This window comes from Paracidovorax sp., assembly GCF_057642795.1.
Genome location: NZ_JBXYZY010000009.1, coordinates 20,953 through 32,150, shown reverse-complemented (window position 1 = coordinate 32,150; position 11,198 = coordinate 20,953). Strand labels below are relative to the sequence as shown.

8 protein-coding genes are annotated in these 11,198 nt (G+C 69.7%); 2 read left to right on the top strand and 6 right to left on the bottom strand.

What is annotated here, in order from left to right:
- Window positions 1-15 precede the first annotated feature (15 nt).
- Window positions 16-1,521 (top strand): helicase HerA-like domain-containing protein, encoded by a 1,506-nt coding sequence (locus AC3A84_RS04945; RefSeq protein ID WP_487968537.1) that lies wholly within the window; start codon window positions 16-18, stop codon window positions 1,519-1,521.
- 684 nt (window positions 1,522-2,205) lie between these two features.
- Here the strand turns inward: AC3A84_RS04945 and AC3A84_RS04940 are convergent.
- Window positions 2,206-2,391 carry a hypothetical protein gene (locus tag AC3A84_RS04940; protein WP_487968536.1) on the bottom strand — a complete coding sequence of 62 codons (186 nt, stop codon included), beginning with the start codon at window positions 2,389-2,391 and terminating at the stop codon, window positions 2,206-2,208.
- A 118-nt stretch (window positions 2,392-2,509) separates the two neighbouring features.
- On the bottom strand, window positions 2,510-3,577 hold the full coding sequence (locus AC3A84_RS04935; RefSeq protein WP_487968535.1) for a porin: 1,068 nt from the start codon (window positions 3,575-3,577) through the stop codon (window positions 2,510-2,512).
- A gap of 349 nt (window positions 3,578-3,926) precedes the next feature.
- On the opposite strand from AC3A84_RS04935, the gene AC3A84_RS04930 reads away from it, so the two are divergent.
- Window positions 3,927-4,697, top strand: a complete 771-nt coding sequence (locus AC3A84_RS04930; RefSeq protein WP_487968534.1) for an IclR family transcriptional regulator — start codon at window positions 3,927-3,929, stop codon at window positions 4,695-4,697.
- Window positions 4,698-4,715: 18 nt separating this feature from the next.
- Here AC3A84_RS04930 and AC3A84_RS04925 read toward each other — a convergent pair whose 3' ends face one another.
- From AC3A84_RS04925 to AC3A84_RS04910, 4 genes are all read right to left on the bottom strand, one after another.
- Window positions 4,716-7,223, bottom strand: coding sequence for a penicillin acylase family protein (locus AC3A84_RS04925; RefSeq protein ID WP_487968533.1), 2,508 nt, complete (start codon window positions 7,221-7,223; stop codon window positions 4,716-4,718).
- Between the two features lie 136 nt (window positions 7,224-7,359).
- Window positions 7,360-8,379, bottom strand: coding sequence for an LD-carboxypeptidase (locus AC3A84_RS04920; protein WP_487968532.1), 1,020 nt, complete (start codon window positions 8,377-8,379; stop codon window positions 7,360-7,362).
- Between the two features lie 89 nt (window positions 8,380-8,468).
- Window positions 8,469-9,881, bottom strand: coding sequence for a tRNA adenosine(34) deaminase TadA (gene tadA / locus AC3A84_RS04915; protein WP_487968531.1), 1,413 nt, complete (start codon window positions 9,879-9,881; stop codon window positions 8,469-8,471).
- Window positions 9,882-9,994: 113 nt separating this feature from the next.
- Window positions 9,995-11,155 carry a branched-chain amino acid ABC transporter substrate-binding protein gene (locus AC3A84_RS04910; protein ID WP_487968530.1) on the bottom strand — a complete coding sequence of 387 codons (1,161 nt, stop codon included), beginning with the start codon at window positions 11,153-11,155 and terminating at the stop codon, window positions 9,995-9,997.
- Between the last annotated feature and the right edge of the window lie 43 nt (window positions 11,156-11,198).

The window sequence follows — 11,198 nt, the reverse complement described above, 5'->3', positions numbered from 1 at the left end:
GACTGTCCCTCCATCATGGCCGAACCCATCCTGATCGCCCGCACGGGCACCGCCGAATGCCACCTGCTGCCCTCGCTGGCCAACCGCCACGGGCTCATCACGGGCGCCACCGGCACCGGCAAGACGGTGACGCTGCAGTCGCTGGCCGAAGGCTTCTCGCGCATCGGCGTGCCCGTCTTCATGGCCGACGTGAAGGGCGACCTCACCGGCATCAGCCAGACAGGCCGCATCAGCGAGAAGCTGGCCGCGACCCTGACCGAGCGCGGCCTGCCGCTCCCCGAGCCGGTGGCCTGCCCCACCACGCTCTGGGACGTGTTCGGGGAGCAGGGCCACCCGGTTCGCGCCACGGTGTCCGACATGGGCCCGCTGCTGCTGGGCCGCATGCTGAATCTGAACGAGACGCAGCTGGGCGTTCTCAACCTGGTGTTCAAGATCGCCGACGACCAGCAGTTGCTGCTGCTGGACCTGAAGGATCTGCGCGCCATGCTCACCTACGTGGGGGAGAACGCCAAGGACTTCACCACGACCTACGGCAACATCGGCGCCGCCAGTGTGGGCGCCATCCAGCGCGGGCTGCTGCAGATCGAGACGCAGGGCGGCGACAAATTCTTCGGCGAGCCCATGCTGAACATCAGCGACTTCATGCAGACCGTCGATGGCCGGGGCGTGGTGAACATCCTCGCGGCCGACAAGCTCATGAATTCGCCGCGGCTCTACGCGACCTTCCTGCTGTGGATGCTCTCGGAACTGTTCGAGACGCTGCCCGAGATCGGCGACCCCGAGCAGCCGAAGCTGGTCTTCTTCTTCGATGAGGCCCACCTGCTCTTCAACGAGGCGCCCAAAGTGCTCGTCGAACGCATCGAACTCGTGGTGCGGCTGGTACGTTCCAAGGGCGTGGGCGTGTACTTCGTCACCCAGAATCCGCTGGACATTCCCGACAGCGTGCTGGCGCAACTGGGCAACCGCGTGCAGCACGCGCTGCGCGCCTTCACCCCGCGCGACCAGAAGGCCGTCAAGGCCACAGCCACCACCATGCGCCCCAAGCCGGGGCTGGACATCGAAGCCGCCATCACCGAACTGGCTGTGGGCGAGGCGCTGGTGAGCCTGTTGGACGCCAAGGGACGCCCCAACGTGACAGAGCGTGCGTTCGTGATGCCGCCGGGCAGCCAGATCGGCCCGATCACGCCCCAGCAACGGCAGGCGCTGCTGGCCCAGTCGCTGGTGGCGGGCGTCTATGAGCAAGCAGTGGATCGTGATTCGGCGTACGAGAAGCTGCGCGGCCGGGCAGAACAGGCCCCCGGTGGCGCGCCGGCGAACGGCGGCACCGCTGCTGGCGATGGAGGCGGACTCATGGGCGGACTCAACGACGTGCTGTTCGGCACCACCGGCCCGCGCGGGGGCAAGCACGACGGGCTGGTGCAGACCATGGCCCGATCGGCTGTGCGCACCATGGGCACTTCGCTGGGCAAGGAAATCCTGCGAGGCGTGCTGGGCACCCTGTTCGGTGGCAAGCGGCGCTGAATGGCCGTCAGGAGGCCTCAGAGAACAGGGGCGTCCCGCGAGAGGACGCGCTGATCGCCCTGCACGACAAGCAGCGCAGCGGCTCCAGGGTCTGCGCACGCAGAGTCGAACCGATCCGCGCCATTCCCGAGGTCAGAGGCTTCCAGTCGTTCGGCAAGGCCATGCGCGCATGGGTCAGCCGCACAGGCATCGCGCGCATCCGTGCGCAGCCACCCTTGTGTGACTGAGTCGTCTGCCCCACGGTGACACACCCTCTAACGCTCGAATCCGCAGACTGCTGGATGGGTACTGGCTTCTTGACGCCAGGCATCGAATCTGCCCTGGAGCACCCGTCGCGCGATGGCGGGCTGGGTGGCGGCGGCCGTGCGGGTGCGCTTGCGGGTGCGGTTGCGGGCGCGCTCACCTCTTAATTCGGCCGGCCCATCGGCCGCGCAAAGGGGGCCAGCCAGTGCCGGCCGCCCGGATGGCGCAGCGCATCGCGCAGGCTTAGGTCGATGGCGACCGAGATCCGCGCCGGGGCCGAAGTGACCCAGCAGGGCCGGCAGGAGATCCCGCAAGGCCGCGTGGACCTGCCCGTGCGCCCCACGACCCGGCCGCGTTGCTGTAAGACACCGACGCCAGCAAGGAGCCATCCGCTGACATCCTCACCATGGCGCGGAACCCAGCGTACAGAGCGCGGGCTCGTCAGAGGGGCGGCGAAGCGGCGGCGCTCATGCCGTAACGCCGCTCGGTGCTCTGGCGCATGGCGCACACCATGCAATGCGGGAGCAGCAGGTCCCGAGACATCGGCGCGCGAAACCGGCCGGTGCCGCAGACGCCGCGGATACGGACGGCCACATGCTGCGGCAGCGCACGGTCAATGAAGCGCACGCGGAGCGCGGCATCCGCCGCACGGACGACAAAAAAAGGCTGCCGGCGATCCGCGCGGCAGCCCCAATGCCGGTCAGCCGGCTCGCAATGAAAAACAGGTCTCAGCGCACCCGTGGGCTCAGAAAGAATGGCCCATGCCCACGTACATGGCGCGCTGCGATGCACCCGCGCCCGGGCCGTTGACGGTGACATCGGCCGCGTAGTTGGCCGTGGAGCTGTTGTTCACGCCGCCGAGCGAAGCGTAGAGGAAGGTGCGCTTGGACAGGTAATAGTCCGCGCCCACCATCAGCAGCGTGGCATTGCCGTTGCCCCGGTTGGCGCTCACGCGGTAGCCCGCGCCGATCAACGTCAGCGCTGGGGTCACGTCGTAGCGCACGCCGAGCCAACCGTGCTTGAGCTTGCTGGGTGCGCCAGCCGCTGCGTCGGGAGCGGAGATGGCGTCGTAGGCGGCGAACAGCTTGGCCGCGCCGATGCGATACGTGCCGCCAATGATGGCTTCCTTGGAAGCCGAGTAGACGTCGCTGTAGTTGCCGTTGGCGTCATGGCGGTTGTTGAACATGGCGCGCAGCTCCAGGTCGTTGGCAGCATAGGCCAGCGACAGGCCTTCATTGCGCAGCTTCTTGTTGGAGCCAGGCTGCTCGCCCAGGCCCACCTGCACGTTGGCGGTGAAGCCGCCGAAGTTCGGCGTGGTGTATTCGATGAGATTGTTCACGCCTTGCCAGTTGCGGCCCCGCACCAGCGTCGCGCTGCTCATGAACTGCTGACCCGTCGGGTCGATGTTCCACACATCGTTGCTGTTGAAAAGGTTCTTGCCCAGCATCAAGGTACCCCAGCTGGCGCTGCTCAGGCCCACCAACGTCCGGCGATTGAAGAACGCGGTGCCGGTCGTACCCTTGGTGGCGCTGAAGCCCCCCTCCAGGTTGAACACGGCGCTCAGGCCGCCGCCCAGGTCTTCCTTGCCCCGGAAGCCGATCATGCTCGTGCCCCACTGGTTGTCGGCCGCACGGGTGAGCGAGTTGGTCTGGCCGGTGACGGGATCGGCGATCTTGTCGATGTACTCGACGCCGGCGACCACGCGGCCGTACAGTGTGACGGCAGACTGCGCCTGCGCGATGGAAGGCAGCGCGCCTGCGGCGGCCACAGCGGCGGCAGCGGCCACCAGGGTCTTGTTGATGCTCGTATGCATGGTCCTCATCTCCGTTGTAGTGAATCGTTCTGAATCATCGAATCGGGCCACGCCCGAGACAGCCCCGACACAGCGCGGTTCACGCGCCCTGCTGTCCGGCGCAGGGCCAAGCGCCGGAAGACCCGCCGTGGCAGGTAAGCCTCGGAAGAAATTCATGGATGAACTTTTCATTCATCAGCGGACAATGTAAAAACTTGCAGCGTACGCCGCCAATGAGGAAATACCCTGCTCCCGTGGCGTGCCTGCCACTGCCACAGTGCCGAGCGCAGCGGAGCCCGATTGCCCAGAGAATTCCGCTTCTGCACGTGCTGAGCCCGCCTGTCGCCGCCCCTCACCCCAACGCCCCGCAATGACCGAAGAATCCGATCGCTACCGCGCCCCAGCCCTGGACAAGGGTCTGGACATTCTCGAGCTGCTGGCCGGCCAACCCCACGGCCTCACGCGGGCAGAGATCGTCAAGGCCATGGGCCGAAGCCCGGGCGAGATCTATCGCATGCTCGAAAGGCTGGTGGCGCGCGACTACGTCACCCGCTCGCCCCAGGGCGACCGCTATGCGCTCAGCCTCAAGCTCTTCGTGCTGGGCCACAGCCATCCGCCGATGGAGCGCATGGTGTCCCAGGCTCTGCCGGTGATGGAGGCCTTCGCCACCGCAGCGCAGCAGTCCTGCCATCTGGGCATCTACGACCGGGGCGGCATCACCGTGGTGGCGCAGGTCAACGGCCCAGGCAACTGGGGCCTGTCGATCCGGCTGGGGGTTCGGGTGAACCTGATCGACACGGGCCCGGGCCATGTGATGCTGGCCTTTCAGTCGGACGAAAGGCGCGCGGAGATGCTGACCGAGCACCAGGCAATGGAGGGCGCGCAGGGCGATGAGCCCATGCAGCCCGCCGAGCTGAACACAATCGTGGAACGCATCCGCGCGCAGGGCTGGTGGCAGGGCGACAGCCAGCAGGCCTTCGGCGTGATCGACATCTCGATGCCGGTGCTGGGACCACAGGGTCAGGCATTGGCGGTACTGACCTGCCCCTTCATTCGCCGGCTGGACCAGCCCCTGGAACCGGATCTGAAGGCCGCCCGCGACCAGCTGGCGCAGGCGGCGGGCGCACTCTCGATCCGCTGAGGAAGAGGCGCCGCCCGCTCAGGGCTGCAGCACCAGCCGGTGCGCGAACTGCGCCGGAGCCAGTTGCAGCGGCCGCATGCCGCCCTGCGCCCAGGCCTGGGCCATGTCACGGTAGCGCGGGGAAAAGACCAGGCCGCTCTGGCCCGTCTGGTAGATGAAGAGCGAGCGCTCCGGGTCGGCCAGGTCGTAGATGGCGCGCAGGGAAGGCGCATGGTGGCTCACGAAGGGCGCCCGCGCATTGCCCGGGTTGTACTGGCCCACATCGACGGTGTAGGTGTCGCCCGGCGACGGTACGCTGACGTCGAAGAACGGCGCCAGCAGCGCCACGTTGTCGAACGGGCGGTGCTGGCTCACGGCCGGATGCGCCTGGCCCCAGCGCCAGCGGGCCGGATCAGCGCCATAGCCCGCCGACAGCCGCTGCAGCGCGCGGTCCAGCGCCGCGCCAGTCTGCTGGGCGCAGCTCAGCGGCTGGCACCACCAGGCGTCGTTGCGCTGCAGGATGCCTTCCACCGCCAGGCGGAAGTCGCGCCGGCCGTAGAGCGCGGCGAAGCGCTCGTCGCCCAGGCGCGGGCGCAGCAGCCCGCGGGCCAGCTCGTCGGCCCAGGCCGCGAAGATCAGCGGCGCGGCGCTGGCGGCGCGCATGTCGCCGTTCCAGCCCTGCAGCTGGGCGCGTGCGGCGCCGGCCAGCGGGTGGCTCGATGCGGCCGCCCGCAGCTGCGGCAGCAGGCGCTGCGTGGCCAGCGAGACGGTGTCCTGCTGCAGCGCGCGCATGCTGGCCATGTCGTGTCGCGGCGTGGCCTCCAGCCGCTCGGCGATGCGGTCGTAGCGGTAGGGGGGCGTCCAGTCGCCGGTCAGGAAATGGGGATAGCCGGGCGGCGTGACGCGCTGGTTGGCGGTGGCGATCCAGCCCCGGGCGGCGCCGTCGTCCTGCGGCGTGGCGGCCAGCGGCAGCCAGCCCTGCCAGTCGTAGCGCGCCTCCCAGCCCGGCGCGGGCGCCACGCCGCGCAGGTCGTTGTCCGGGCCGCGCACGGGCACGCGGCCCATGGCCTTGAAGCGGATGTGGCCCTGCACGTCGGCCGCCACCACGTTCTGCATGGGAGAGTGGTAGTAGGAGAACGCCTGGAACACGTCGTCCACCGACCGCGCCTGGTTGGCCAGCAGGCCGGCCAGCGCGGTCTGGTTGTCGGCGTCCAGTGCCGTCCAGCGCAGCGCCAGCACGTAGCGGCGCAGGTCGACGACAGCGCCGTGGGCAGCCGGCTGCGCGTCGCTCAGCACCGGGCCGTGGCGCGTGCTGCGGACCGTCATGCGCACGTCGGGCTGGCCCTTGACGCGGATGACTGCCTCGCGCTGGGCGAAGCGGGCCCAGCCGTCCGGCGTGCGGTAGCGCGATGCGTCCTGCGGGTCGATCTGCTCCAGGTAGAGATCCTGCACGTCGGGCGCGGTGTTGGTGAAGCCCCAGGCGGCCTGCGCCGTGCGGCCCAGCACCACGAAGGGCAGGCCCGGGAGGGTGGCGCCGACCACGTCCATCGCGGCGACGGGCGTGCCGTCGCTGGCGTGGCCGGCCGGCGCTTTCAGGCCGGCGAAGTACCAGATGGCCGGCGCGCTCAGGCCCAGGTGCGGGTCGTTGGCCAGGAACGGCTTGCCGCTGGCGGTGTGCGTGCCGGACACCACCCAGTTGTTGCTGCCGCGCCCGCCGGGGTCGCCGGCCTGGGCGGCGATGTCGTGCGCGAGGGCCGCCAGCCGCTCGGGTGCGGCGTCGGCCCGCGCGTCGTTGTCGGTGTCTTCGCCGGAGTCGGCGCCGGGCGGGGCATCGCCCTTGCGATAGACGCCCAGGCGCTGGTAGAGCGCGTGCAAGTCCACGGCGGTGGCGGGCTGCTCGCCGGGGTATGGCGGCATCAACTGCCAGAGGCGATCGGTGGGCAGCTGGTGGGCCAGCGACAGGCGGGCGAACTCACTGCCCCAGTTGCCGCCCAGATCCAGCGCCAGCATCAGCGTCCAGGCCACGCTGTCTTCGGGCGACCAGACCGTGCCGTCGGCGCCTCCGGGCTTGGCGCCCAGCAGCAGAAATTCAGGCGGCAGCGCCTGCGTTCGGTGCTGGTGGAAGGCGTTGATGCCGCGGCTGTAGGCCTGCAGGGCCTCGCGCGCGAAAAGCGGCAGGCCCGCGTACTGGCGGCGGGCCGCACCCACGATGTCCAGCGTGCGCATGAGCCGGTCGGTGTCCAGCGCGGCCGGGCCGAACAGTTCGGAGAGCTCGCCGTGCATGAGCCGGCGATTGAATTCGAGCTGCCAGGTGCGCTCCTGCGCATGCACGTAGCCGAGCGCGTACCAGGCGTCGAACGGCGTGGCGGCCTCGATGTGCGTCACGTCGGCCGCGTCGCGCCGCACCTGCACGGCCTGCGCCAGTCCGCTGGCCTGCAGGCGCCCGTCCAGCGCCGGAAAGCTGCGCTGCACATAGACGGCCACCGCCGCCCCCGCCAGCAAGGCGGTGGCCACCAGGCCTGCCGCCGTCTTCTGAATCCAGCCCATCGCCCGTTCCCCTCGCCTTGCTCCGGCCGTTGCGGCTCCCGCAACGCAGGGCCTTGCCTATGCTGCCAGCCGTTCGTGTCAGCCTATCCGGTCCACGCCGCGATCGCCGCCGGCCGCCGGCCGCCGGGTCAGTCCATCAGTGCGCGTGGCCCCAGTAGATCAGGGCATCGCGCCCTTCGACCGACAGCGACACGGGCGCGCCCACGGGCAGCAGCACCTTGGTGGGCACGTGGCCGAACGGCAGGTTGGTCAGCACCGGGGCCTTGATCTGCGTGCGCAGCCAGTTCACCACGCTCTGCAGCTTGAAGCCCTTGTCGTGCGGACTGAGCTTGTAGTCGCTGAACTGGCCCAGCACCACGGCCTTCTGGCGAGCCAGCACGCCGGCATGCAGCAGCTGAGTGAGCATGCGTTCGATGCGGAACGGGTGCTCGTTCACGTCTTCGAGAAACAGGATGCCACCACGCACGTCGGGCATGTAGGGCGTGCCCACCAGCGAGGCGAGCATGGCCAGGTTGCCGCCCCAGAGCGTGGCGCTTTTCACGTAGATGTCGCGCACGGCGGGCTCGCCGGAAGGCAAGGGCTTTTCGGCCCCCATGCGCCAGCCAGCGCCTTCGCCGTGGCCGGTGAACAGGTCTTCCAGGCACGCCAGCATGATGTCGTCGGGCTCGCCCTCGCAGCCGAGGTCGCCCACCACCGCGGGGCCGGCCCAGGTGGTGGCGCCGGTCTGCGCGAGCAGAGCGCACTGCAGCGCGGTGAAGTCGCTCAGGCCGATGAAGCGCGTGCCACCCGCCACCGCCTTGGCCAGGGCCTTGTAGCGGATGCCGGGCAGGATGCGCGAGATCCCGTAGCCGCCGCGCGAGATCATGGCCACGTCGGCGCCACTGGCGGCCGCGCGGTGGATGGCGGCCAGCCGCGTGGCGTCGTCGCCGGCAAAGCGCGTGTGGGAGGCCAGCGCGTCGGCATCCACTTCCACCTCATGGCCCATGGCCTTCAGGCGCGCCACGCCGCGTTTGAAGGCGGCCTTGTCGCGCACCGCGCCGGAGGGCGAATAGACGTAGATGTGTTGCGGGCCGTGGTGGTGGCCGCAGGCGGCCAGGCCGCCGGGCTCATCGTCCTGCAGCGAGGTGGATGCGGCGGGAACTGGTTTCTTGGGCATGGGAATGTCGGCCCGCGAGGCGCGGGCCGCTCCGGAAGAGGGCGGTTGGAAGATCGTGGCCGGCAGGCCGCGCGGTGCGCGGGCCGTCATCAGGGGCGGAAGTATTCCACAGCGCGCTCGGCCACCACCCTGCCCTGCGCTTCGGGAACGAAAGGGCCACAGCCTGCCAGCGTCCAGACGGACGGAGCGCTGCGCAGGGCCGCGGGCATGGCCTGCATGGACTGCAGGCCGGCCGCCGGGTTGGCTGAACCCGCCACCAGCAGGCAGGGGCCTTGCCAGGCCTCGCCTGGGGTGCTCGCCGCAGGCGCGCCGGGCCAGTGCGGTTGCGAGAAGGCGCGCAGGGCGGCGCGGTAGCCGGCATCGGGAAACGGCGCATCGTAGGCAGCGGCCTCGGCAGGCGCGATGCCAGGCGCCTGCCCGGCCACCAGCACGCCCAGCGGCAGGCGGGGCTGAGCCCCGCAGCGGCGGCGCCAGTCGTCGCCCGGCCCGCCGCCGCGCGCAGACTGCACGGAGGCGCTGCCGGTAGTGGCCGCATACGGTATGTCGATGGCCAGCACGCCGGCGATGCGGCCCGGCAGTGCGGGCGCCAGGGCCAGTGCCATCGTCGCTCCCAGGTCGTGGCCCACCAGCACGGTACGGCGCAGGTCCAGCCGCTCGGCCAGTTCGGCCAGCACCTGCCGGTGCCAGGCGAAGCCGTGGGCCGCGTCCTTCTTGGGTTTGTCGCTGCGGCCAAAGCCGATCAGGTCGGGCACCACCACACGGTCGCCCGCCGCGAGGAAGACCGGCAGCATGTGCCGCCACAGGTAGCCCCAGGTGGGCAGGCCGTGCAGGCACAGCCAGGTGCGCGGCGCGTCGTGCGGGCCTTCGTCGAGGTAGTGCATGCGCAGGCCGGCCAGCGCGGGCAGGTCGCTGACGTAGCGCGGCGCCCAGGGGTAGGCGGGCAGCTCGCCGAAAGCCCGCTCGGGCGTGCGCAGCGCATCGTCGCGCAGCGGGTGGGCGGCCTGGGCGCGCTCGCGCTGCTGCTGCCGGCGCTGCTGGAAGAATCTGCTCAGCAGCGCGCCGCATTCATCGGCCAGCACGCCGCCCTGCCATTGGGTCTGGTGATTGAGGCGCTCCTGTGCAAACAGGTTGACGACCGATCCGGCCGCGCCCGTCTTGGCGTCGGCTGCGCCGAACACGACGCGCGCCAGCCGCGCATGCAGCATGGCGCCGCTGCACATGGCGCAGGGCTCCAGCGTCACATACAGCGTGCAGCCGTCGAGCCGGTAGTTGCCCAGCCGCTCGGCGGCGGCGCGCAGCGCGGCAATCTCGGCATGCGCGGTGGGGTCGTGCCCGGCGATGGGCGCGTTGCGCCCGGTGGCGATCACCTGCCCGCAGCGCACGACGATGGCGCCCACCGGCACCTCGCCAGCCTCGGCAGCGGCACGCGCCTCGGCCAGGGCCAGCCGCATCCAGGCGGCGTCCTGATCGGGCACGGCGGCAGAGGTCGGCGATTCACTCATATTTCGATAGCAGCATACGCTGGTGGATCAACGGCAAACGGGCATTTACAGCCAAGCCACCGACAAAGCACAACGGCCGCACAGGCGGCCGTTGCAGAGCGAGCGTGGACCGCTCAGTTCAGCGCCGCGCGGGCGTTGTTCGTGTATTGGTACAGCGTCACGGCAGGCGCCGTCAGCTCACCCTTGGGCGTGAACGCGATGTTGGCCGTCACCCCCTTGTAGTGGGTCTTGGAGATGAAGGGCGTGTATTTGCGCGGATCCACGGAATCGGCGCGCTTCATCGCATCGGCCAGCACCATCGCGGCGTCGTAGGCGTAGGGACTGTAGATCTGGAACTGGCCGGGGAACTTGGCGTCGTAGCGCTTCTTCCACTCGGCGCCGCCCTGCATCTTGGTGACCGAGGCGCCGCCGGTGGCGCAGGTCACGTTCTTGAGCTCGGGCGACTTGCTGGCCAGCTCGGGCAGCTTTTCGGTGCAGAGCGCATCGCCGCCGAAGAACTTGACGTCGCCCATGCCCAGTTGTCCCATCTGGCGCAGCATGGGGCCGGCCTGCGCATCCAGGCCGCCGTAGAAGATGCCTTCCGGCTTCTTGCTCTTGAGCGAGGTCAGGATCGCCATGAAGTCGGTGGCCTTGTCGTTGGTGAACTCTTCACCCACCACCTTCAGCCCCTTTTGCTGCGCGGTGGCCTTGAAGACCTGCGCCACGCCCTGGCCGTAGGCCGTGCGGTCGTCGATGATGGCCACGGTCTTGAGCTTAAGATGGTCGGCCGCGTAGAGGGCCAGCGCAGCGCCCAGCGCGTTGTCGTTGGCGATCAGGCGGAAGGTGGTCTTGTAGCCTGGCTTGGTCAGGTCGGGGTTGGTGGCCGAAGCGGTGATGTGCGGCAGGTCGCACTTGTCGTAGATGCTGGACGCAGGAATGGACGTGCCCGACTGCAGGTGGCCCACCACGCCGGCGACCTTGAGGTCGCACAGCTTCTGCGCCACGGCGGTGGCCTGGCGCGGGTCACCCGCGTCGTCTTCCGCCGCCAGCTCGAACTTGATCTTCTTGCCGCCGATCACGAGGTTCTGCGTGTTCAGCTCGTCCACCGCCATGCGCACACCGTTCTCGGTGTCCTTGCCGATGTGGGCGATGCCGCCCGACACGGGGCCGGCATGGCCGATCTTGACGACCTGCACGTCTTGCGCCGAAGCGGCGCCGGCAGCTGCCAGAGCGCAGACCAGGGCGGTCAGTTGCAGGGGGAAACGCAGGGGTTGGATGGTGGACGAGATGAGCATTCGGTCTCCGGGGAAAGGACTTTCGACAGCCCCCGATACTAGC